This window comes from Aquirufa sp. A-Brett2-15D (genome assembly GCF_054558735.1).
Window position 1 is genome coordinate 284940 of sequence record NZ_JBSKFT010000002.1, and the last position, 25208, is coordinate 310147.

At 34.9% G+C, this 25208-nt stretch carries 21 protein-coding genes; 10 read left to right on the forward strand and 11 right to left on the reverse strand.

The window, feature by feature from the left end:
- Positions 1-76: 76 nt before the first annotated feature.
- Positions 77-1045: an ATP-binding protein gene (locus ACST14_RS06425; protein WP_459461754.1), complete on the forward strand. Its 969-nt coding sequence runs from the start codon at positions 77-79 to the stop codon at positions 1043-1045.
- A complete protein-coding gene (locus ACST14_RS06430; protein WP_459461756.1) occupies positions 954-2006 on the forward strand; it encodes a hypothetical protein in 1053 nt (350 codons plus the stop codon). Before ACST14_RS06425 ends, ACST14_RS06430 begins: the two co-directional genes overlap by 92 nt.
- A gap of 1 nt (position 2007) precedes the next feature.
- Here ACST14_RS06430 and ACST14_RS06435 read toward each other — a convergent pair whose 3' ends face one another.
- On the reverse strand, positions 2008-3645 hold the full coding sequence (locus tag ACST14_RS06435; protein ID WP_459461758.1) for a nuclease-related domain-containing DEAD/DEAH box helicase: 1638 nt from the start codon (positions 3643-3645) through the stop codon (positions 2008-2010).
- A gap of 32 nt (positions 3646-3677) precedes the next feature.
- Here ACST14_RS06435 and ACST14_RS06440 point away from each other — a divergent pair, with 32 nt between their 5' ends.
- Positions 3678-4643 carry a phospholipase D-like domain-containing protein gene (locus ACST14_RS06440; RefSeq protein WP_459461760.1) on the forward strand — a complete coding sequence of 322 codons (966 nt, stop codon included), beginning with the start codon at positions 3678-3680 and terminating at the stop codon, positions 4641-4643.
- Here the strand turns inward: ACST14_RS06440 and ACST14_RS06445 are convergent.
- Genes ACST14_RS06445 through ACST14_RS06455 form a run of 3 tightly spaced genes read right to left on the reverse strand, consistent with a single transcriptional unit; the run spans position 4640 to position 9847 of the window.
- Positions 4640-5752 carry a phosphoadenosine phosphosulfate reductase domain-containing protein gene (locus ACST14_RS06445; RefSeq protein ID WP_459461762.1) on the reverse strand — a complete coding sequence of 371 codons (1113 nt, stop codon included), beginning with the start codon at positions 5750-5752 and terminating at the stop codon, positions 4640-4642. The two genes, ACST14_RS06440 and ACST14_RS06445, sit on opposite strands and share 4 nt — an antisense overlap.
- Positions 5752-8976, reverse strand: coding sequence for a hypothetical protein (locus tag ACST14_RS06450; protein WP_459461764.1), 3225 nt, complete (start codon positions 8974-8976; stop codon positions 5752-5754). The genes ACST14_RS06445 and ACST14_RS06450 overlap by 1 nt, the downstream gene beginning before the upstream one ends.
- Positions 8966-9847 (reverse strand): DUF4007 family protein, encoded by an 882-nt coding sequence (locus ACST14_RS06455; protein WP_459461765.1) that lies wholly within the window; start codon positions 9845-9847, stop codon positions 8966-8968. The genes ACST14_RS06450 and ACST14_RS06455 overlap by 11 nt, the downstream gene beginning before the upstream one ends.
- A 238-nt stretch (positions 9848-10085) precedes the next feature.
- Between ACST14_RS06455 and ACST14_RS06460 the strand changes: the two genes are divergently transcribed.
- From ACST14_RS06460 to ACST14_RS06490, 7 genes are all read left to right on the forward strand, one after another.
- The gene (locus ACST14_RS06460; protein WP_459461767.1) at positions 10086-10814 is read left to right on the forward strand and encodes a class I SAM-dependent methyltransferase; all 729 of its coding nucleotides are present in this window, start codon (positions 10086-10088) and stop codon (positions 10812-10814) included.
- On the forward strand, positions 10792-11244 hold the full coding sequence (locus ACST14_RS06465; protein WP_459461769.1) for an NUDIX domain-containing protein: 453 nt from the start codon (positions 10792-10794) through the stop codon (positions 11242-11244). Before ACST14_RS06460 ends, ACST14_RS06465 begins: the two co-directional genes overlap by 23 nt.
- 2 nt (positions 11245-11246) lie before the next feature.
- Complete coding sequence (locus ACST14_RS06470; protein ID WP_459461771.1) at positions 11247-12377, forward strand: hypothetical protein; 1131 nt, start codon at positions 11247-11249, stop codon at positions 12375-12377.
- A 113-nt stretch (positions 12378-12490) separates the two neighbouring features.
- On the forward strand, positions 12491-12895 hold the full coding sequence (locus tag ACST14_RS06475; RefSeq protein ID WP_459461772.1) for a hypothetical protein: 405 nt from the start codon (positions 12491-12493) through the stop codon (positions 12893-12895).
- Positions 12896-12903: 8 nt separating this feature from the next.
- Positions 12904-13170, forward strand: a complete 267-nt coding sequence (locus ACST14_RS06480) for a hypothetical protein (protein ID WP_459461774.1) — start codon at positions 12904-12906, stop codon at positions 13168-13170.
- A 175-nt stretch (positions 13171-13345) separates the two neighbouring features.
- Complete coding sequence (locus ACST14_RS06485) at positions 13346-16093, forward strand: PD-(D/E)XK nuclease family protein (RefSeq protein ID WP_459461776.1); 2748 nt, start codon at positions 13346-13348, stop codon at positions 16091-16093.
- Complete coding sequence (locus ACST14_RS06490; protein ID WP_459461778.1) at positions 16086-19220, forward strand: UvrD-helicase domain-containing protein; 3135 nt, start codon at positions 16086-16088, stop codon at positions 19218-19220. Before ACST14_RS06485 ends, ACST14_RS06490 begins: the two co-directional genes overlap by 8 nt.
- 266 nt (positions 19221-19486) lie before the next feature.
- Here the strand turns inward: ACST14_RS06490 and ACST14_RS06495 are convergent, their stop codons facing one another.
- The 7 genes from ACST14_RS06495 to ACST14_RS06525 form a co-directional block, all read right to left on the reverse strand.
- Positions 19487-20254: a DUF7663 domain-containing protein gene (locus tag ACST14_RS06495; protein WP_459461781.1), complete on the reverse strand. Its 768-nt coding sequence runs from the start codon at positions 20252-20254 to the stop codon at positions 19487-19489.
- Positions 20255-20309: 55 nt separating this feature from the next.
- On the reverse strand, positions 20310-21209 hold the full coding sequence (locus ACST14_RS06500; RefSeq protein WP_459461783.1) for an HNH endonuclease: 900 nt from the start codon (positions 21207-21209) through the stop codon (positions 20310-20312).
- 57 nt (positions 21210-21266) lie between these two features.
- Positions 21267-21923 (reverse strand): hypothetical protein, encoded by a 657-nt coding sequence (locus ACST14_RS06505; protein WP_459461785.1) that lies wholly within the window; start codon positions 21921-21923, stop codon positions 21267-21269.
- Positions 21923-22633 (reverse strand): hypothetical protein, encoded by a 711-nt coding sequence (locus tag ACST14_RS06510; protein WP_459461787.1) that lies wholly within the window; start codon positions 22631-22633, stop codon positions 21923-21925. The genes ACST14_RS06505 and ACST14_RS06510 overlap by 1 nt, the downstream gene beginning before the upstream one ends.
- 112 nt (positions 22634-22745) lie before the next feature.
- On the reverse strand, positions 22746-23009 hold the full coding sequence (locus ACST14_RS06515; protein ID WP_459461789.1) for a hypothetical protein: 264 nt from the start codon (positions 23007-23009) through the stop codon (positions 22746-22748).
- A 248-nt stretch (positions 23010-23257) separates the two neighbouring features.
- Positions 23258-24073 carry a zinc ribbon domain-containing protein gene (locus tag ACST14_RS06520; protein WP_459461791.1) on the reverse strand — a complete coding sequence of 272 codons (816 nt, stop codon included), beginning with the start codon at positions 24071-24073 and terminating at the stop codon, positions 23258-23260.
- Between the two features lie 40 nt (positions 24074-24113).
- Positions 24114-25208, reverse strand: a complete 1095-nt coding sequence (locus ACST14_RS06525) for a Nif3-like dinuclear metal center hexameric protein (protein WP_459461793.1) — start codon at positions 25206-25208, stop codon at positions 24114-24116.

Here is a 25208-nt window from a genome sequence, read left to right on the forward strand (position 1 = left end):
TATGGGAAACAGATTATATGGATCAAATTACATTACTTCACAAAGGAGTAGTGGCTATAAGTCAACAATTTACTCAATGGCAGAAATTGTCGATAATTCAGTAGATGCTGGGGCAAAAAATATTGATATTTTATTTATTGAGTCAATTAAAGTAAGAGGTCAACAAACAATAAGTTATATTGATAAAATTATATTTATTGATAATGGGAAAGGTATGACAGAGGAGCGCTTGAACGGTTGTCTTGTTTTTTCAGATGGCGAAGGCAAATCAGATGAAAGAATCGGAGCTTTTGGAATTGGCCTCCCAACCTCATCTCTAAGTGTGGGAAAAAGAGTTGATGTATTCTCTCGAACAAATGTAACTTTAAATTGGATGTATACCTTTTTAGATGTAGAAGATCAACTAAATAAAGATAATGCAGAAATTGATTTTGCAATTTTTAAAAACCCAGAATTTGATGAATACAATATTCCTGAATACCTACTGCAAGATGCAAAAACTATAATTGTATGGTCTAAGCTAGATAAATTAGACGCAGCTAAAGCAGACACACTTATTAGTAGAGGGGAGAAGTTAATGGGGAGAATTTACCGATACAAATTGACTGATGACTTAAATATCAACTTTAGAATATTTAGAAAAGGAAATCCTGCCGAAGAAACAATCAAACCTTTACTTGCATATGATCCATTATATGTAACTCAAAGCAGATATTATATGACATCGGAGATTTGGTATTATGCATTGAATGATGATCCTCAAGGGAAACATTCAGATCTTGGCAATGTTGATCAGCAGTTTAATTCAAAATATCATTACGCGAAATTTATAGATGGGTGTATTGAAAACGAAACTACATTGCCTCTATTTGATAAATTAGAAGGATTTTGGGATGCACCTTCTTCTATTACTTTAAATGGTAAAACCTATTCTTGGACAATTAGGGCAGCTTATGCAAAAGATTCAATTACCAATCCAGGAATTAGAAATGGTGGAGGAACTAAAATTGGCAGAGAATTTGGCAAAAAAAATGTCTGGAGATAACCATTTTAAAAGTGCTAATATTTATTTTTTAAGGGCTGGAAGAGAAATTGATTTTGGTAATTTTGGAATGTATACTGTAACAGATGAAAAAAATAGATTTTGGACAATTGAAATTCACTTTCAAAGTGAACTAGATGACCTCTTAGGGGTAAGTATGACAAAACAAAGTGTAGATTTTAAATATATTGATTCTGCTTCAGTTAGGAGTTACGATATAAATGAAGAATTGCCGAAAGGAATTGAAAAAGATCTTTTATATCAAGAAATTTCTTCATCAATGAAAAGAGCTATTAAACTAATGAGGAAAAAATTCAAAGAAGCCTCAGATAGATTTAAAGAGGTAGAGAAAAGTTATTTAACCGCTACAAATGAAGGTGATGAACCAGATCCCATAACAACTATTGATGGAACATTAAGGCCACTATTTCCTGCAGGAGGAACTTGGAATCCCGAGCATATAGAGAGAGTTGTTGATTTATTGCATGAAAGATTTGCATATATTTCTAGAGAAGATATTCATGCTCAAGTTGTGAAAGAAGCAGAAAAAAACACAAAAACAATCGTTTTGTATGCTCCTAATGAAACAGGCAATTTATTTGAACTCAGAGAAATTGATGGAAAACTGATTACATTTATCAATACAAATCACAATTATTATCAAAATATCATTTTACCTTTAAAGACAAACCCTAGTCTAAAAATATTCGCTATTAGTATTGAAATGTTGATAAGTTCCTTAGCATATGAAATGGATATTCTTTCAAATGATTCAGAAGAAAATAGTAATGCTTTTGAGGACTTATTACAAAATATATCTATTTCGTTGGCTAGATTTATTAGAGATAGACATATTGAAGTTAATCCCTTAGATTTTTTAAGAAATGGCGAAGATGATGATGATGACGAAGATGATGACGAAGATGAGTATATTAATGAGGATTTCGAAGTAGAAATGGAATGATTTATTTTTTAATAGATAATTCTAAGTCAATAATATACAGCTTAAATCGAGCTCGAGAAGCTTCAGTGTATAGTTTCTCGAGTTTTTTATTTATTATTTTGTTTGTATCTAAAATAAACACAACATCTGCCTCAAGCCCTTTAAACTGGTTAATTGTCGTATAATTGATACAATTTGATTGAAGTCTTCCTTTATTATCCACCGCCTCTATTTTCATGTTTCCGATTTTCGTTAAATTAGAAATACTGCTTTCATCTTTTGGGGTATTTAACATAAATAGTATCTGACTTGGATCTAAATTTTGATTTTGAAGTAATTCTTTAACCTCTTCAATTAAATATTTTTGTAATTCAATTAAATTATCAAATGCCTTATTGACAATTGCCTCTCCAACCGGAGCAGATACAAATGATTTGATTTCTCTATTTATAATTACAGACAAATGATTTACAATTGTCTTTGTATTTCTGCAATTTTCTGGAAGATTATATTTAAAAAATTTTTTCTCATTTGGAATTGTTGTGAAATTTTCAAAAATATTCTGATTCTCATCTAGAAATATAAATCTCTTGCCATTAGAAGTCACTACTTTAAATAATATTTCATACCAAAATTCTTTAAAATCTTGCCCTTCATCAATAATAAGTGTGTCATATATTTCAGCACAATCATCAATATGTTCAGACAATTTTATCGGAACTTCAATTGACCAAAAATCATCTGATTTAGATTTCGATTCATCCCACCATTGTGGATCATACATATCAATCAATCGTTTACTAAATGAATGAAAGGTACTTATAGTTATACCATTTTCAGTTTTGTCAAATTCATATCTTATCTTATTTGCTAAAGTCCTATTAAAACAAAGAAACAAGACTTTTTCTCCATTTTTTAACAAGTCTTTTGCTAATATTTTTGCCGCAATAGTTTTACCGGAACCTGCAGGGCCAGTTGTTATTAAATTAGAATTAGATATAGTTCTGTTGAATAGTTCTAATTGATATTGAGTTAACTGAATAAATTCTTTTTCTTGGCCTTTAATTCTCGTTCCTAATAGTTGGGCGAATCCCAAATTTCGCAACAAATCATTTTTAAATTTTTCGTATTGCCAATACTTTATACCTAACCTTGTTGGATTTTGTATTTTAATAAAATTTATTAAATTTTTGAGTGCTGCATCTAAGTAAATAATTGATAATTCATCTATAATCTGCTCTTCTTTAATATTTATTGGCAATTTCGATTTATCGCTCACCTGACAATCAGTAAAGCATAGCCCCCATCCAATTGCCATACCACTTAATTCTTCCGAATAGTTTTTTATTATAAAATGTGCGGCAGAAGAGGCTTGATTATCAGGATTTTTTGACATAATTCTCCCATTCTGACTCCAAGTATTTAATTCACCATTATATTGAATTATGCCACCTTTTACTTCCAAACAAATCAGTATATAATTAGGAATAGTAACTATGAAATCAATCTCAATTTCAGATTTTTTCCCAACTCCGTCGGTAACGAATTTTTTTGAATAAAAAATGTCGTATTGGTTTGAAAGGCTTTTTAGCTTTTCAAACATTTTCAATTCTGATAATTCATTTTTTCTCTCTTCAGGGAAAAATTCTGGATAAATCATGATATATTTATTTGTCTAAATTTTAATCTGATATGGAACTTTACAAAAGTGGGTTAAACCTATTCTCTGAATTCAAGAGATTTATTGATAATTCAGATAAGGTAAAAATAATTTCTCCATTTATCAAGGTAAATAAACTTAAGGAATTTGGTATTGATAATATATGTGAATTAATCATAGTAAGATGGAAAGCATCTGATTTATTATCTGATGGGGTTACTGATTTTGAAGAATTATTTAATTACTGCCAGGAAAACAATATTCACCTCTATCGAAATGTCAGAATTCATCTAAAAGCTGTGATTAATCAAAATAATGAATTAATTTTTGGATCAGCCAATTTCACCAATAAAGGTCTCGGAGAAGGCAATTTTATGAATTATGAATTATCCGGGCCAAGTCAACTAAGCACATTTGAGGATATTCAGTATATCAACAATTTAATTGCAACGAGTGATTTTGTAAATAAAGCTTATTTTAATCAATTAAAACTGGAAATTGATAATCTAAAAAACGAAATCGGACAACTTCCTACGATAAGAGAAATTAAAATAAAAGCTAAAGATCCTTTTTTGTTATCAAGTTTACCAATGTCTTATACACCAATTGAGTTAGCGAATTTTTGTTCAAATCGGATTGTTGAAAATTATAGTGAAATCGAATTAGCATGTTTTTTTCATGACATTACTAATTTCAAAATAACTTCAATTGTTATGAGCCATAAAGATTTTTTGGAATTCTTAAAGCACGAATTTGAAAATCAGCCATTCATTGTTGCATTAAAATTGCATATTGAGAATAACAATTCACTAAGTTATGGTCGAATAGTTGACTGGATAAGAAACAATACAACTACAGTTCCCACCCCAAGAAATTGGGAAATTAAAAAGCAGGAAATTGTGAATATCTTATTTACATGGATTTGTCATTTTGATAGCCGTTTTAGCGTTAGAGTTCCTGGCGCACATGCAGAAGTAATTTTTTACAATGAAAATTAAATAAAACAACTCGCACAACCTTCTCCCTCTGCATTTAAAATATCTTCTTTCCAGTTATTTTTCGCATTATTTTGTTGTCTTATTGTTTTGAGATAATGGTCTTTTTTTATGGTGGCTACGCGCTCAGGTTTTTTTAGTGCTGTTAGTGTTTCTTCCATCCAGGTATAGCCTTCTTTTTCATAAGAAGTAGCGATTTCAAATAAATCAGGATGTTGCTCAAGTAGCCAAACCCATTCTATTTTTTGTTGATAAAAACAGAAGTAGCAGCCGGATCTACTTCTGGCGTAAGTGCCTATCTTTTCCTCTCCGTTAATTTCAACTGAATAATTTATGGGTTTATAATAAGCTGGAATACCAACCCCTGAATTATCCAAAATAGCAAATACATCATCTATATTAATGACATCTTCGTTCTCTATTAGAGGAAATTCATCCAACTTTCCGACAGGGTAATCTGTTGATTTTAGAAATTCAAAAACAACCTTATTAAAGACTTTTAAATTCAAATCAAGCAATGCATTTAATTTCTGTAGCTGGCTGAATTTGAAAGAAATTGGTAATGAAGCATATTCTAATATTTTAATATCATCTGTATTCTTTTTAAAGATTAAAAAGTTTGATTCTAAATTTTCATTTGATAAAAACTTTTTGATTACATCTTCGCTCCATATATTTTTGCGAAAGGGGAAAATTGTCTGAATATTTTCTTTTTTTGAAATATAACCCTCACGATTTTCGTCTCCTCTAATACCCACGTATGATATAGTAGGTTCATTTCCTATATTTTTTTCAAAAGGTTGAAGCTTTAATTTATTGGTACACCATCTTGAGTTTGGAGATGGCAGGTAGCCTCCATACACTGCTAGAAAATGATCAAATGGATTGTTTAATGGCGAGTTTTCTAAATCAAGAGAGTTGTATATTGTAATTTTTTTTCCAAGAACGGAATTCAACCGATCAATTAATTCATAAGTTTCTGTCAACTCTTTACCTGTATCACAAGTGTAATAGTTAATATCTAAAGAAGGATAATTCTTGCTCATATAAATAGCAAGCGCAGCGCTGTCTTTGCCTCCAGAAATTCCTAATACGTGGTTTATTTTTGTCATTATTCGTTATCTTGAATTAAATCGTTTAATAGCTCAATCAACAAATTTTTCTGCACTTCTGGTGCGAGAGTTTTAATGCTGTTTTTGATCGAAGACATTTGATTATTGGACTCACTTTTTAATATTACTTTAGTATTAATAACTCGACCTCTTTCATTTGTAATACTGAAAGAAACCATTTTTGAATTACTTGAAGTAGAATTAAACTTATGTATTTCTATTGCATTAATTAGTCCCGTTGAATACTCTTCGATATTTGAGTATAGGAGAGGTATTTCTTCATCAAATATATCTTCAATTCGCTTATTTATTGCTACATCCGCTAATGATTTAACGTAACTATTTTGGTCATCCAAGGGGGAGATAAGTCTCTCATAAAAGATTCTTTGAGTTTTGTTTAGCTTATTTATATCTATGCCATCTAGTTTTTTTATTATATCTAATTTGTATTCAGGAAAACTAATATTTGAACATCCAAAAGCAGAAGAAACCTTTTTTTCTATATCTTCTAATAGATCAGCGTACACTTCTCTTATCTCTCTAATGCATACTTGTAATTGATTCACATAAGAAGTCAACTTTTCAATTTCTGTTTCTGAATTTATATTGTGAAACCCGAGAGCTGCTGGGAATTTTTCAAATAATGCATCTTCGGGATCTGTAGCGCGCTTAATAGCATCCCTTAAATTTATTGCCTGCCTAGTAAGATTCGCCGTTCTTAAAGCGTAGGGAGTTAGTTGTTGGTGGAACCTTAAAAAATTCCCATAAATAGATAAAAAAGTAGTATTTAGACCTTTATTGAAATTAATTTGAGTTAACTCCTTATATCCCTCTAGAATATTAATTTTAAATCCGCTTACATCGTAACTTTTTATGTAAAAATCACTTGGCTTTTTATGGATAAGATCAAATGTTGTGTCAGTTAGATTTTTAATAAATCCACCCGTTTTATGGAATAATGCAAAGTTCTCTCTGTTGGCTAAGAGATATATAGGGATCCAAAAATCTAAAAATCCTTTTTTTAGTTTAAAAGGTGCATTAGTTAAAGTGGAGTATAATTCGTCAATAGGTTTCGACTTTATGTTACATGATCCTAAAAAAATATCACATTCTCTCCATATAGGATACAAAGTTCTCTCAAACTGGTTTGAAGAATTCTCGTTTGGAGGTGCTATTTCGAATTGGTTTGAATTAGCTATTTGTCTGTGGATATTTGATTTTTTTAGTAAGCTAAGAAATATTGCTTTTTCAGGAGGAAACTTATCTATTTCAAATCCTAAATATTCCTGATTTTCGAAATCTATAATTTTCCTTATTAATGATTTTCTTGCTGAGTTGATAGGGGTGCTTAAAAACTCTTTGTTAATTAACTCATTGAAAAAAGTTGGAGTTTTATGATAAATATGGTTACACACTTTTGTAATAAACTCATTTAAACTCGCTTTATTATTAATTGTAATAATCTCTCCGTCATGTATCCAGACATTACTTTTATCTGAGTATAAGTCGTTATGGACAAGTTCTTTTAAAATATTGTAATGAAACTCTTTTTCATCATCTAATAATTTGATTGCATTTGTGTCATCAGCATGCTTTTTACTTATTTTATCTAGTTTTAATATGGTAAAAACTGTCTTTTTTATCTCAAGTGTATTTTTATAAAGAACAAATATATTCGAATTGATATCCTTTGAAATTGATTTTATCTCCTCTACATTAATATCCTCAAAAATTAAATTAATGTAGCCATCAATTACACCAATTGCATCCTCTAAGTTTTCTAAAGAATCACAAACCCTGAACTCGAAGAATCGGGATGTCCCTTTTTCAGCAGAGTATTTTTTTGCCAAAATAATCGGAAAATCAATTAAGCTAATTATTTCATTCGTAATGGAAAAATTAGCATTGATTTCTTTTGAAACTAGAATTAACTCCTGTTCTAAATCTAAATCAGTCCCTTCTAAAAAGTTTATTTTATTGCTATGCTTGTAAAACCTAGTGATTCCAGCTTTTTCAAGTTTTGTAAGGATTTTATTTATGTCAAAGTTTCTAGTACACTGGAAATAGGCAATTAAAAAATGGTTGTCAAAAAGCCCACCCGCTTTCGTGAAAATATTTGATAGACCTATAGTTTTAATTACTTCAGTTGCGATTTCATAGTCGTCTTCAAATACTAGTTCAGCCCTTTCAATTGCTTTGAAGGTTGAATTCCATTGTGGTTTATGTGGGTTGTCAATTCCAGTAATTTCGCTAGGAAGAGTGTAAACCAAATAGTCAAAAACATTAGCGACACTATAGAATGGGTTTTTTCTTTTTCTTATTGATACTTCAGAATTATCATTAAGAAATGAAAATAAGGAACGCTCATTTTGGCCATATCGTTGCAATGAGTTTACAAGCACCGTAGCTGAAATCCAATCTAGGGGATAAAGTGATTCGGATAAACTATCTGTTATTAAGTTATTGTAACTTATTAAATTTGAACCTTTTATGTGCCCTAACAATAGTTGATAATTTGTATTGGAAGATTCTTCTATTTCGAACTCTTGTAATTTGTTGCTCGCAAAAAATAATAACTGCTCAACAGGCTCATTAAATAATAGGTCGGCAAATCTCCCCTTTATTTTTTCCCATTCAAGCTTATCTTGCTCATTTAATCCTTTACCGTAAGAATTAAAATTTTGATGTAGTGTTAAAATAAAGTAGACATTAGTCTCATCATTATTTACCCATTCTGCTATCTTTTGAAGTAAAAATAGTTCGTCAAGTTTGTTGTTTTTCGCTGCAAACTCTAGAAATTTCCCAAATTCGTCTACTAGTAAGACAAGTCCGCTTTTCTTCTTTTCTGCCTTAATTCGATGCTTTTCAAGTGAAATTAAAATCTCTTCATTTGTTGAATTTTCATTTATCGATAAATCCCTAGATAAGCTAGTTGAAAATGCATTGTTATCGCCAATGATTTTGATAAATTCAAATGATTCAACTCCTCTAATTGTTTCAATTTGCGAAAAGAATAACTCCTTTTTATTTAAATTTCGTTCTAATGCCCAAAGAAAAGTTGACTTTCCTGTACCATAGTTGCCAATTAAATTGAATGACTTTACTGAACTACCTTTATAGGAGAATATTCTATCAAATATTTCCTTGGAATTAGGAGTTACTATATACTCAAGCTTTTTATTACTATCTCGAATTATATTAGTGGAGATGTTATTAGTTTTCATAATTTTTTTTTAATAATTCAAGCTTTGAGTCAGTATATTTAATCTGCAGTTGTTTAATTCCAGCGTCATCTTTAAATACAAATTCAGAATTTCCCTCACAAATTAGGGCGATCAAATTTTCAATTCCGTCTAATGATAAGCATAGTATAGAGCCTAATTTTTTTCTAATTTCATCCAAGCTAATTGTAGTTTCTGATTCGAAATAGTCTAGTAAAAAATACTTAAATAAATTGGCAGGAATAGATGAATGAGTGGCTTTATTTATTCTATATATAGGTTCACTATTGCCATTTTTTCTATGGGTGTCCACAATAAGCCCTAGATGTAATAGAGGAGCATTGAAATCCTCCTCTATTGTTTTAATATTTTTCTTAGGGGGTACGTATGTTTTAATAAAAACCTTAATATCTGATTTTAATGTATTTTCTGCTACTGCTTTAGTCCTCTTATTGACACTATCATTATTACTTTCTTTTGACTTCAGTTTACGAGTGATGTATTGGATTATTGAGGTTTCGGAAAACTCATTCGTTACCTTTTCTGAGAAATAGTCATAAAAAATTAGATTGAAAATTGAAGCATATTGTTCTTTGCACAGTGAATATTGCAGCAACCATGCCGTTGCTTCATTTTCTAAAAACGGATCATATTTTAAAATTATTTTTGCTAACTCAGTTATTTTTTGGTCATTATTAATCCAGCCGAATGCTCGCAACCAATGCTTTATGGACTTAACCATATTTCTACCTACTCCAAGCTCTTGGATTTCTAATTCTTCTGTATAGTCCTGTTTTTCAGATAGTTGAATGCCTTTAGTTAACCACTGTTCTTTGCATTGAAAGGTTTCGTGCCCTGAGAATCTATACATCATTATTGTCTTAATATTTAGTTATGCAATTTACAAAAATGGAGGAGTTTCTCCATCAGTAAACTGATAAATTCAATTTGTATTTTTTGTCATTGAAATATATATAGTTTTAAAGGGTAAAAAATTATGTTAACAAAAGTTTTGTTACTAACATTAAGTGCTTTTTCTTTCGTAAATACTTAGGAAAGAGAAGATTATGCTTTTACGTTTAAACGACTTCAAAACCTTTTAATAAACGATTATGTCAAATTTGCCACATAGCGAAAATGGTAAGATTTATGATCTACTATATGAATCAAGATTTGGGTTTATGTATAATGACTTTACAAATAAATCTATTTCTGCAATTACAACCATTTTAACGTCTGGGAAAATCATAGACGTAGGATGCGGCACTGGAAGATTAGCTATTCCATTGGCACAGAAAAATTATGATGTTGTAGGAATAGACCTTAGTGAAGTCATGATTGATGAATTAAAACTAAAAGCGCTTAGGTTGGATTTGCAAGTTTTGACTTCAACAAATCAATACAAACTAGAAAATCAAAATTGTGATTTAGCATTGGCTGTATTCACTGTATTTGCCTACACTTTGGATGAGGTTGGTTTGAAGTTATTATTTGAGGATATTTATAGGCACTTAAAAGTTGGAGGTTCTTTTCTTTTTGATTTACCATTGCCTGGAATGTTTCAGCATCATGAAACAATGGAAAGAAATGGATTAAATTGGAAGATTGATATTCAATTTGTTGTACCTGGTGAACCAATTGCAAATTATTCTGAAACTGTTATTGTTAATCTGCCAGAATTTCAGCCAAATCATACAATAACGGAATTTTTTCAAATTAGATGTTGGAAATTGGATGAGATCACTAATTTATTTGAATCTTGTGGATTTGGTAAAATAACTCAAGTGAGAGGACTAGAAGGTACGGGGGCTAATTATTATGTTTGTAAAAAAGAAATTTAGTCAAGGCGCTGGGATTATATTTTACAAAAAAGAAAATACCCAGATTTTAGTTGCATTAGGTTTACGTAGAGGTGGTCACCAAGCAGGTTTTTGGAGTTATGCAGGTGGTAATCTTGATCCAACCGATAAGAGTTATTTTGATTGCGCAATAAGAGAAGCTCGCGAAGAGTTTTTTAATTATAATCGATTCCTTTTTAATTTGATACCGACTGAAAATATGACTCCGGGAAAAAGGGTTGGATTTAATGTTTATTTCATTCGCTGGGATGCTTATTTTGTTGATGTTTCAAATGTTCCTCTAGTGTTTGAAAGACAAAAATCTGAGATAGATGATATACATTGGTATAACATAAAACATTTGCCCTCTAAGACACATCTACTGATTCATTATGAAATATGGGTAGCAAGGATATTTAACTATTTTAAGTAATTATGAAAGTTTATCTCATAAAATCCCCAGAATTCGACGAAAGTAAATTTATTGAAGTCTGTGATTTTTTAAAGAAAATCCAGGGACCGATGCAATTTGAGGGGTCTAAATTCAAATTTCCAGTGGAGGATTTTTATTTTCTGAGATATGAATTGTACCCTGATCATCCGTTCGATATACCCTCACCAGATAGAAAAATTGATTTAGATCCGGCTAGAGAAATTCCGTTAAGTTGGAAGGAGCTCTTTTCTCTTTGTAAATATTACAGGAAGAATTTTGATATTCCAGCTGAAGATTTCGTAGTCGTATTAACAGATCGGATGAATTCTTTAAATTGGCTATCTGCATTCGAGATAAATTATTCTCGCAATATTTTTGTCCAGACATCTGATTGGGGATTAATCACACCTATTAATCCTATTTACAATATAGCTTATGAGGTAGTGGCGAATGTGCTGCAAACCTTAATGAAGTTAGATTTGGTAAATATACCTAACGACTTCGTACACAAGCATCTTAGAGGATGTATGAATGATCTTTGTATAAAGAAAAAAGATACGTTAATTAAGTTAATGACCGCAAATATTTGCGCTGATTGTCATCAAAAAATCAAGGATGAAAATATTGATGCTAATCTTCTAAAGCAGGTAGTTGCCATTTTTAAGCGCATTAGAGATGAATACGATATTAAGATTGAGGAAGCGCCTGTAAAGCCAACGGCTGTTGTAATTAATAGTAAGTATCGAATTTCAATACCTGGTCTACAAAATGCAGAAATAAAGCTTCCTTATCTGCAGAAAGCAGTTTTTATCTATTTCCTTCAGCAAGAAAAATCAATGTCAATCCGCGATATAAGGAAAAATGAAGATATCAATTCGCTTGTATCTATCTATCGGAAAGTTAGGCCTAATATTGCTGAAGACAGAGCTTTTGCCAGTATGAAAGGAATTTTGGAATTAGATGGGGATGGATTTAACCCTTTAAAAAAGAAAATTAACGATGCTGTTTTAGAAGCAATAGGTGATCCTCAATTAGCCAAATATTATATCATTAGTGGAGATGATAACCCCGATCATACCTATATGAAATATTCCGTGAAAGTTCCAAGAAACCTGCTTGATATTCGTAATTAGCCTTTCGCAAGGTTGCTTTTTTTAGATAGAGCTTGCCTTCATTCCAATTGCAAAAAAAGCGTCCCAATTTTGTATCGCGGTTATCACAACCCCGACAAAATTAGGACGCTTTTATGCATTATACAGAATCACATCTATTAGTTCAATTAGCTAAATGTTGGAACAACTTAGATGTTAGTTTCATTGAAAAACATTTAGCAGAAGATATTACCTACGAGTCACAATGGGTTTTCACTCCCATCCAAGGTAAAGCAAATTTCTTGCCTTATCTAAATTCAAAATTCAAGGTCATTAAAAGTGCGATTCAAGACAGTAAAATGCAAGTTACGGCAGAGCTTGCGATTCATCCGTCTTTGTCATCAGGTAGAGAATGTTTAGTGCTATCTCAAACGACGATCGAGGAGGATGTTTCCGTTTTGATAGTCATTGAATTGCTTAATGACCTGATCTCTAGAATTGATGTCTGCTTTATCCCAGATCCTGATAAGGCAATACTTAGTGGAATTCAACCTAAATAATTATAAAAATGAATAAGAAAGCTAAAAAAACAACTAAAGGAAGTGAGATTATTAAAACGAAATTAGGGTTAGTCTCGGATACGAAATATGACAACTTGACTCAGTTGTTTTCCCTATTATTGTTGAATGAGGGCAAACCTTATTCAATCAGTCGCCTAGCCAGAGAGTTAGGCATCTGTACTAAATCGGTGTATAGATATTGTGAGGAAAATGAGACGATTTTGGAAAAAGAAAATGGCTTTGTTCATTTGCGCCGTTATTCGCTGGCCGCTTAGAAAATTATATTACTCCCGATGGAAATTTCCATAGGTAGTGGATTGATTTACTTAACGGTAAGCCTCATTTTTTGTCACAAAATCGCTCATTTCTAACCCTGAATACTCCGCTAAAAACTTGAGATAATCCGGCTAAAATACTACATTCACATGTTAAGCCAAATCCTACCTACCCATGGAAAAATACCACATATCATTTAGCTATTTCCAGCGTAATCTGAGCCCATCCGCCGCTAACGTAGGCGTGTTAGGCTACAGTCAACAAAGCTGGGATGAATTGCTTTCATTTCTAGCTATTCGCGTAGGAGTAGCGCCTGTTTTATTATCAGCACAACAGCGCATTTTAGCGTACCAAGTAGCGCTAGAGGGTATTAAAAGGGGGGCTTTCTATGAAAACTTCTACGAGAATGAACCCTTAGAAACGGCCAAATTCCTATTAGCTTACCGGGATGAATTGAAATGGCATTTTGAAGATTTGGCCCTATTGACTTCCACACAGCGACTTAAAGATTTTGCTAAACTAGAATCGAAAGCGGCTGATTGGAGAGGCTTTCCAGATTTAATGCAGGAGATTATTGCTCAATTGCCGCAAGTAGGCGCTTTGCCCATGACCATTCAATGCGAAGAGCCTGTAGAACTGTATCCCGCTTATTTTCAAACTTTCTTTCAATTATTGAGAGAAAAGGGGGTTGAGATACTCGATCCAACTGCCTTAGAACCTCAGGCAGCGGTAGGATCTAACCTACATTTTGTTCAAAGTCGATTAACAGGCTTGTATAATAAAAATGAAACAACCGTTGCCCCGCCAGAAACCGCTGATGGTTCGCTTTTGTTACACCATCCAGCAAACGATCTACTCGCTGCAGCAGAACTTAGTGAGTGGATGAAAGAAGAGAATCATTTTGAGTGTCTTTTTTTAAAGGAAAATGCTTTTACAGCAAAAGCGTTAGCAGCGACGAAGCAATCCTTAATCAAATCCAAAGTGAACGCGTATTCGCAGCTAGCGGCACAAATATTTCAATCCCGTATTTCTCTTTTGAAGAGTCCGGCGCCTCTTGAAAATGTCTATGACTTTTTGAGTTTGCCACTTAAGCCTTTCAATGCCATTTTAGCGAACCATATTATTCGTGGTTTACAAAAGAATCCAAGCCTGGAGAGTGATGAGGTCGTCGAACAAATGGAGAAAGCCTATGCTAAAATCACCGAAAAATACGGGGAAGCAACTTGCGACAAGGCTAAAGCTCAATACGAGGAATGGCTCTCCCATCCACAGGAAGAGCAGGCTGGGCAATTGTCTATTGAATACATCCAGCAAAAGCTGAATTACCTAAATGCTTGGGCTCAGGGGTATATGGCTAGTTTGCCTAATCCGCAGGAGGAGATTTATGCATCCCTGTCTGAACTAGGTAGTGTGTGTGCTGAATTCTCCTTGTTATTGAATCAACAAGCGGACACTTCAGATACCTTAACTTTTGATCAATTAACTAAATTAGTAGTTCAGTGGCTGGGCAATAAGCAACAGGATGTAGGATTTTTTACGACGAGCCAGTATTCCTGGACGAATCATTTCATAGGAACAACGCCGACGAATCAATTGATTTGGTTGAATTTTTCCAAAGAGTGGGCTGGGTCACTAGGTTCTGATAAATTTCAAAAAATTGAATTTGACGAATTTGAGAATAAGTACGGCAAAATATGGTTTAAGAAAAAAGAGGCTGATCGTTTGCTTGTGTATGCCCAAATCCGGAAGATATGTTCCGTAAAACAACAGCTGAAATTATCTTTCACGAAAAACTCAAGCAACCAAGAGCAAACTCCACATTTGATTTGGCAACTCATCCAACAAGAGTTGAAATCCATTTATGCTGATATAACTTGGACTCCTAATCAAGTGGACAATAAGATTGTTCATAAAAATTGGGATGGTGATACGGCTTGGGAAACTCCCACTTTTGAACTTCAGAGACTAGCGAGCCTTTTTCCCGAGAGAACATCCTATTCTGCGAATAAATACCTGATCTATTATCCGCATATCTACTTGTACGAACGCTTACTGAAATTGGATGCAAGTACGAACTACACCTTAGAATTCAAGTCCCAGCATTTTGGCACATTACTCCATTTGTTCGTGGAAATTTACGCGAGTCCTGGTACAAATACCTACGATCGTTCTGCTATCTGGAATAATTATTCTCCTCAAAGCTGGAAGGCTTTAGTTGATCAGCACTTTGATGAGTTTGTCAAGAAGCAAGCGAGCTTTCTCTTTGAATCTAAATATGCCATTCAGCGAAAGCGCCTAAAGCGTACCTTGAAATTCAAGCTTGTTAACTTGTTCACTGAATTAACCGGGGCAGGTTGGGAGTTAATTGACATTGAACGAGAAATGAATGTTCCTAATTTCATTCAGGTCATTACTCTAACAGGTAAGGCAGATATGGTTTGGAAAAATGCAGCAAATGAGTACCTGATTGTTGATCTGAAGACGGGATCTAAAACGGATTTGAAAGAGGAGCTTTCAGAAAACAAAGCATGGCAATTGATGATTTATTCGCATTTTGGTCACCCTGGAAATAACGTAGCGGAATCCGCTTATTTTATGACTAATTCAGGTAAATTCCTGTTAGGATCTACGCTAGGTCTCTTTAATGAGGAATTAGTTCCACAGAAAGGCACTGCGCTTCAGCTTAACCCTACCCAATTGTTAGACCATTATAAGAGAGCTATCGCCATTCGATTAGATCAGATCGTGAGCGGAACAGTGGATTTTAGAATTAATGCAAAGTACAATAAATCGCTAGATGACGCAGACGATAATCCATTTAATCGTTTAACCGATGCAGATACCGATTTTGAGTTAGAAACGGAGCCTTTCAAATACGATAATTTTACTTTCATTCTACCAGACGCTTACCGATATGTCTAGAAAATACATTAAAGCGGGTGCCGGATCCGGCAAAACCTATACCATCATGCAGGAAATTGTGCGTACGCTCAGTGATCCTGCCTCAAACGTGCATATTCAAAATTGTATCGTGACGACCTTTACGGAAAAAGCGGCTCAGGAACTGAAAGAACGTATTTCTGCGAAGTTGCTTGAAACGAATATGTATGAGGAACTGTCTAATTTATCCGATGCTAAAATTGGAACAGTTCACAGTATTTGTGCGGACTTTTTGAAGCAATACGGCTACCTCATTAATCTCTCCCCTAATTTAGATGTGATCTCTCAAGAAGAGAGGAATCTGATGTTAACAGATCTAATTATGGAAGAGGTGGATGCTGATGAATTCACTGAGCTTTGTGAGCGATTGGATAAAATCGACTACAAAACTAAGCACGCGACATACCCTGGAGACATTTCTAGCATCATCGACTTAGCGAAAGCGAATCGAATTTCTGCAGAGAGTTTAGGATCCCATTCATTACAGAGAACCATTGATACGTTTCAGCAATCCCAAGGGGTAGCAAATGGGTATGAATGGAGTAATATAAAAGATAAACTCCAGCAGTTATATGTGCAAGTCAAGCCGTTAAAGACAACGCAGGCACACATGAAATTTATCGGTGATCTAGAATCCGTTTTAACAGATTTTGAAACCGAGGATGGAGCGCCTAAATTTAAATGGTCTACAGTAAACAGCGCCTTGAATTATATTATTGATACAGCATATGTCAAAGGTGTTTATGATACGCTTGAATACCCAGAAGACTTATTGTCCATAAATAAGTGGTCCTATTTTCAATCTGATATGCTACATTACACGAAGATGGTGTATGAAGCTGCTGCCAATGTATTTGCCAAATATGATGAGAAGAAAACAGCCTTAGGGTTGATGGATTTCAATGACATGGAATCCTATATGTTGGATTTGTTAGAAAATAAGACATTCCAAGAAGAGTTTTCTAATACCATTCGGTTCGTGTTAGTGGATGAATTCCAAGATACAAATCCGGTACAAGCACAAATCTTTTCAAAGTGGCATGAGTTTGCAGGCAACTCGTTTTGGGTAGGGGATAACAAACAGTCAATCTACCGATTTAGAGGGGCTGATTTAAACTTCATTCGTTCCATTACCGCTGGCATCCCGAGTGAATCTTTAGATACATCCTTTCGCTCGCGTAAATCAATTGTAGACCTGACGAATACACTTTTTCAGCCTCAATTTGGGCCTGATGGGGATTATCCTGCAGATTTATTAGTGGCAAGAGCTGAGGAGGAGGATCAATATGGCGAGGCAATTCGACTGATTGATGGTGGCAAGGCAGAGCCGATTGCTAAGTCTATTGAAAAAATGTTAAATCAAGCAGAGCATTGGTCTGTACATATTAAAGATACCCACCAGACCAGAGATCTTAAGCCGAGCGATATTGCCATTTTACTGCATACGAACGATGAAGTGAATGAAGTGATTTCCGCTTTGGTTAAACGCAATATTCCCGTAGCTCAGTTCGGTAAATTCTTAGTTCAAGAGGATGAAATCATCTTCTTTAATTCAATTTTGTCTTTCATCGCTAATCCAGTAGATAACTTTGCTATTTCCAAAATCGCCTACTATCAACATTTCCACTTAGATGCGAAGAAGTGGACCGAACATCGGATAGATTACCGAAATAATCAAAATGCACAGGCTGATATCTATTTGGAAGAAACGGAAGAGCAGATTATTTTCCAAGCAAATTATGGTTCTGAAATCGATTTCATTCAACAATTAGGGGCATTCCAAAAAATCGCGAAGAGCTTAAGTGTAACCGAATTAATCGATCAACTTATCTTGCAATTCAACCTAGATAATATCGTTGGGAATTGGGGGAGAGCAGAAATTCGTAGACATAATCTAAATACCTACCGAGGTATAGCAAAGGAATACCAACAGTATTGCTTGCATTTTGGCAAAATCCAATCTGTTTTCGGTTTCATAGGTTACCTAGAAAAAATTACGAAAACTAAAGAGTTCTCTGAGCTGGAGAATCCAATCGGTGTTAAAGTGCTTACGTATCACCGCTCGAAAGGGCTAGAATACCCGATGGTGATTGCAGCAGGGATGGATAATACCATCCGGAAGAAAAACATCTACCAGGCTAAAGTCCAAAATGAGGGACAGACTCAGCAATTAGCTGGAAGATGGATTCGCTTTTTTGTAGATCCATTTAATGCTAAAACGCTTAAATCATCCTACTATGATGCATTTTTAACAATAGAAGCAAACGAAAGCCTAGAGGAGAAAAAAGAAAAACTTCGTTTGCTTTATGTGGGTTTAACTCGCCCTAGAGATTATTTGGTATTCGCACTTGCAACGCATAAGACGGAGGGATTAAAGTCGGATTGGATGACTCAATGTTTTGGAGATAATCAATGGTTAAGTACTCTAGTGGAATTAGGATTACAATCCATTGCTATCCCAATTGATCCTGATCAACAAGAGGAGTCGATTCCCGCAGAGGAAAACCTTTACATTCCATCAGCAACCTATCAAGAAATAGTGAATCCAATCTCCTTACTTTTGAATCCATCCAAGGACAAAGGAGTGGTGGACTTACAAATTCAAGCGCCTGTCAAAATAGGTGAAATGAAGCCTAAATTACGTGATCTCAGAGACAATGAATTTAGTGTCTTCGGAGATATGATCCACCAAGTACTAGTTTCATCGGATATGCCAGCTAGCTTCCCTAGTTTGATTGCCACCTATGGTTTTACAGAAGTAGTCAATAGTGCCCATTTGGACACCCTTGTGGCTAACTTTAATGGCTGGATGAACTCTCAGTTTCAGTCATTTAAAGCATGGCATGAAATACCATTCCGTCTAACCACAGAGCAGAACCAGCTTTTGAATGGTATCATTGACTTAGCCCTTGAAACAGACGAGGGTTGGATTTTGATCGATCATAAGACCTACGACGGTTCAGATTTCGAGAAGAAGATTACGGATGAGGGTTACTTATCCCAATTAGCCTATTATCAGCTTGCCTTAACGGAGCTGTCTAATAAACCAGTGCTGAAGACTTTTTTGCATTTTCCTATGACAGGAAATGTAGTAGAGATTAGTAAGTAAACGAGCTGGAAACAACCCATTGAATTAACCCATACATTTGCTGGGGTTAATTTTGTGTGTCAAATTTTTAGTGTTTGAATTATTAAATATTTAATTAAATAAAAAATTCAAAAAGTTTACCGGGGTTTTTTATGTGCCTTTAGAGCCTCTAGAGGCGTTTTTTATTTTGTCGACGAATGTTCGAGGTATTTTAATTTGAATTTAATTCAATTAAAAATGTTTGGAGTATTTGACCTTTATTGATAATTCTTTTCTTACCATTAGCCTTATGATACCAAATTCCACTTAACATTTCCATGGCCTGACCAGCCTTTACTTTCAACTTCGCGAATTGAAGTAAGTTTCGCCTCACAATCTCTTGGAATGGAAGGGCAAACTTTCAATGCAAATTCATCACCACGTTGCCAATGATAATGTCCATCAGAAATCAATAGCTCACATTTCAATTGTTTCAATACATTAAGTAGCCAAATACCTGAGGAGAAGCCACCACCTCCTAATCCACCGCCATAACGTACATGAATGATGTGAGAAATACTAGCCTTATTGGGGATCATTTTTTTACAGTAAAATGTCTCGTTTTCTGCAAAAGCATAAATCACTGGATAGGTAATGTTACCTAACTTGTCGCTGTGAATTCTAACTTTTAAAAATATCACTTTATCCGTTGCGGCACTGCCCTCCGTAAAATGAACGATTTCCCGGTTTAAAGGTAAATTAAGTTGGGGTAATTCTTCCATGTGTTCAATAGTAACATATGTTCTAGAGTCTGAATAGATTGTCTTCGAATCTAAGAAAGTAGAATTTTGCCATGGGAAATAGTCTGTAAATAAAAAGATGTCAGGTTGTGCGGGTTCATTTTCAGTTGCCGGATGTAATTGTGAATAGCTTGGATGCAGATAAAGTAATGCACGAAAATCTGTTCCAGCTGATGGATACCAGGCAATTCTAGGCTCTCCTTCAAATTCGTCAATGAATTTTTTGAGTTGGCCAGATTTATTTCCGTTCAGATTTGAAAGTAATTCTTTTGACATAATTTGAAGATGTGGTTTTTATGGAAATACTTTTTTTGATTTCATTCGTACTGAATTAATGATTCAAAGACTCCTCAATTGTACTTGAATGTTCAGGATGCCAAGTAATTTCATAAGGTTGTCCATTGATTGATAATGGCAATTTGTGATTGTGTATTTTACTTAAGTCGATTTCGGAAACATCTGCAAAGTGTAACATCCGATGAACTAAAGGACTAACGACGATTGCATTTGCATAGGAATCCGATCCATTTTCCCCCAATGGAATTAAATGATGTACCTCTGAATATAATTCTCCATTTTTTTTATAAAATGTGAATTCGGTTCCTGTGATTTGACATTTACCTTGATAAAGTTCTTTTAGGTTACTGACAATGGATCTATTTCTTTGTCGAAATTTCAATATTCGTTCCTTGATTTCAGGTGCTACGTTCGTTATTAATTCTTCAAGTCTGCTAGAAGTGTCTTTGTTAAGATCATCCTCATCGGCATCCTCATCAATAGTGTTTTCAATCTCCACATAGGCAATGGGTTGTGCTCCTTCATTCTCTTGAATAACAAGAAACCTCTTGCCGTTGAGTGAGTCAAAAATAGGATCATAATTTACATGATCAGTTTCTCGGATATAAGCTAACTGATAGTCATTTTCATCTATTTGTTCAATAATGAGCAAGTCGGTATCCAAAAGATTTAATCTTTGCATAATATTATTCAAAATCAGTTCAACAACGATTCCTCCAGTTCTTCCTTGAATTCTTAATTCTAATCTTTTGTTAAAAATTTCTTCTTCAAGTTGCGGAACATGAAAGGTTTGATCAATACGAATTTTATGATTTGGCGCGTTTTCGATGTCTGCCAAGGTGAAGTTGGGATAAAAAGTACCTAAGAGGTTTTTGGAAAGAGATATGAATCCAGTACGGATTTCGTTCGCTGATAATTTCTTAATTAGTTTCATGTTTTATTCGTTTTAGAGTTAAAAATTAAAAATTTATTACTGACTATTTGATAATATTTATCTAACGGTAACCACCCCCCTCATATACTCCCATAATTCTGGCCCAAATTTCGCTTCATAAGCTCGGCTGAGCCTTTCATGGGCATTATTCCAATAGCCATGAATCCGCGTTAATCGATCATATTCGTTCTGATCTGCCTTTGATTTAAGATTTAAGTGATGGGCATATTCATGAATGAGAGTTTCGCAAAGGGACTTCAATTCTAAAGAGGGGTAAACATAGACCGTTATCTTTCGACTTGCATAACCATAGGTACCCATGGTCTTTTTGGGCTTATAATACTTTAATTCGTAGGTGTACTGACGTTTCGACTTTTCGATATTTTCTTCACACCACTTCAGCGCTAAGCGCACGAATTCTGTCGTTTGAATCGGAAGGTCGCTGACGTATTTAATGGATTTTGTGAAAGGCCAAACAGTAAACCTAGGCTTGATGGGTTGTGGACCTGGCAAAGCAATAGGTTTTACTTCCTCGTAAGAATCATACGTAGGCTCTATGCTTGTTCCGCCACCCGTTTGGATCTGAATATGTATCCCGTTCGTATTGACCTGAATCAGACTAGGCGAATCATGATTCGTTTGAATGAATACGTGACTATCCCCATTGGTGATGGAGATGGTTGTCTGAATGCGATTTGTAATTATCTGTTTCATCAATAAACCGGAATGCTGCCGCACTTTGCGAGGGGAGTTAAATGCACTTTTTTGGGCGATTGAAAATAAGACGTCAGGTGCCTCTTTTGTTTAGAAGAATATAGTTTCTTCATCTCTAAAGTGGGCCGGCTAATCTCAGAAAAAACGGCGGCAAACTGTGGGCCATGAGGCTTCAGACTCATCCCGTAATAGGGCGACTTAATCTTTTTGCCACTCAAATTATAGACATAGGCGTAGGAGCTAAGCGTATGAATCCGCAGGTGGGCAATCTCGTGAAGGAGGATAAGTGCAATCACCTCACATTTCACGTCTTTAGTTTTCAGGCTGATGGTATGTTGTTTTCCGTTCCATTGCCAATAGCCTAATGTTTCCGTTTTTTTAGTAGCCCCTAAATTATCTGTCAGGACTAAGTGAAAGGGGGATAAGCACCATAATTCCAGCATATAGCTCGCAAAAGCCTCACAATTAGGAGAAAAATGACAAATAACAAAAAAGAAGTTTTCCTGATCTAATGGGTACGTCGCCATTTCTCCTTTTTTATCCGTAATTGTTAATTTATAGGGACTTTTCTGACCCTTTTCCAGTGGAGAAACGCCTAATTTTCGAAGATTTTTATGGATATCATCTATAGCTTTTGGTTCCTCCATAAAGAACGAAATGATCAGCCCTAAGACAGAAATAATGCCTAAACTAGTAAAAAATGCATCCATAGTAAGGAGGTTTTTGTAAAAATTCGGCCGCTAAAAGCAGCCGAATTTCCAGGTTCACACTAAAATCACCAAACAACAATTATGAAAACAAACACACACAAACACTATTTTATTAGGCCGCATTCGCTAAGCCATACATTCCACTTTTAGTCTCTAAATGCACTACCGTCTTTAACTCCCCTAAGTAGCGAAATAGCGAACGATCCGTCACACCTAAGAACGCTGACATCCGACGCTTACTAACAAAGGATCCCTTATGCTGGATAAGGAAAAGTAACAAGGCTACAACACGTTGTCGTTTGGAATTACTTTTAATTCCAAGGTCTAAATCTGCTATAGAAATAACTGATTTCGAAGGGGAGGTTTTTGGCTTCATAGAACAGGTCTTTTTAAGTTGAGGATGCAAAGGTATTTTTTTATTTTATATCCTATCGACCGCGGCTTTAAATGAGCAATATTTCAGTGTCAAAAATGAAGCCTGCATCATTTATTATAGGGCAAAATATAGCCTTCCTGTTCATACAGGATATTTTTTTTGATTGACAAAAATCAAAAGGAGAATATTACCCACAAAAAAAGCCCGCTATCTCTAGCGGGCTTTCTCTATCTATATGCTTATTGAAATTACTCAGCAGCAACGGCTTCTTTAGCTGCAGCTGGAGTTGCTTTAGCGCGAGATTTCTTTTCTTTTTCTGGAGCTGGAATCACATCTTCCACACCTGCAAATACACGTCCACAATGCTCGCAAACTAAGATTTTCTTCTTGTCTTTGATGTCTGTTTGACGTTGTGGAGGTACTGAGCTGAAACATCCACCACAAGCACCACGCTTCACTAAAACAACCGCTAAGCCGTTACGTGCGTTATCGCGTAATTTTGTGTAAGACTTGAAAAGACGCTCGTCTACTATTTTCACAGCTTTCTCACGATCTTTTAATGATTTTTGCTCGTCTTCTTCGCTTTCTGCGATGATTACTTGTAATTCGTTTTGCTTGATCTCAAGATCTTTCTTGCGCTCAAACAAGTTTGATTCTACGGAAGCGATTTCGTCGTTTTTGTTCAAAACTTTGAAATCAATTTCCTTGATACGTTTGTCCGCAATCTCCATTTCGATTCCTTGTAATTCAATTTCCTTAGAAATTGCATCGAATTCGCGGTTATTACGCACATTCATTTGTTGTTCCTTATACTTAATGATTAAGTTATCAGAATTCTTCTTAGCGATTTTATAGTTAGTGATTTGCTCTTCGAAATCAGCTACGTCCTGCTGAAATTTAGCCAAACGAGTCTCTAAACCCATGATCTCATCTTCTAAATCACGAACTTCTTCGGGTAAATCACCACGCACCTTACGGATTGAATCTAAGTTGCTGTCAATTAATTGAAGCTTTAAAAGTGCTTCTAGCCGCTGGGCAATTGTTGTTTCGGTAACTGTAGCCATTATTCTAATTTATTTGAATTGTCTAAATTCTATCCTTTTATTAAGCGATTGACACAGGATTTGTATTCGTTTCGCTTTTCAGGAGAACCGCAAAAGTACTAAATTTTTTTGATAAATAATTATGAATCGCCTCAATAATCATTACTTCAGATTCATAATGACCTACATCGAGTAGTAGACATTGATTTTCTGCGTCAAAAAACTCGTGGTACTTGATATCTGATGTGATATAGGCATCCGCTTTTTGCTTTTTAGCCTCTGAAATCAAGAAACTTCCGGCGCCACCACAAACGGCCACTTTGGAAATCTGACCTTCAGGTAAAGCCGTATGTTTGAGGGCTTGAAGGCCTAGACGGTTTTTGACAAAAACTAAAAACTCCTCAGGCGACAAAGGTTTTTCTAAAGTTCCGATATATCCAGAACCCACGTCTTGCCAAGAATTATCCAATGAATGAATCGAATAAGCAACTTCCTCGTAGGGATGAGCTGCTTTTAAGGCAGATAACACGGCAGCGGAAAGATGTGCAGGAAAAATCATCTCCACTTTCACTTCCTGCACTTCGGATAAAACATTCGCTGTGCCTGTGTGAGGGTTTGACGCCGAAGACGGTTGAAAACGACCTAAACCTTCCTGAGTAAAACTGCAATTCGAATATTCGCCAATATTTCCTGCCCCAGCCGCGTGCAATGCGTCTCGCAGGGCTTGCTCATGTGAAACCGGCACATAATACTGTAATGCTTTTAATGCATCGCGCAGGGGTCTTAATACCTGTCCTGTGATGCCTAGCTTAGCAGCTAAATGGTAGCTGACCCCCTTGGGCGCATGATCCAGGTTCGTATGTGATGCGTAAAGAGCGATATTATTCTGAATAGCTTTGATGACCGTTCGTTCGACATACGAAGCGCCGGTGATTCGCTTTAAACCGGAGAAAACGATGGGATGGTGTGAAATGATCAAGTTGCAGCCCTTTTTGATGGCTTCTTCCACGACCTCTTCCGTACAATCGAGGCTGATTAATACGCCTTTTACCTCCGAGGAAGCGTCTCCCACTAGTAAACCCGCGTTATCGTATGATTCTTGCCAGGCTAAAGGCGCCCAAAGTTCCATCACCTGACAAATTTCTCTTATTTGCAT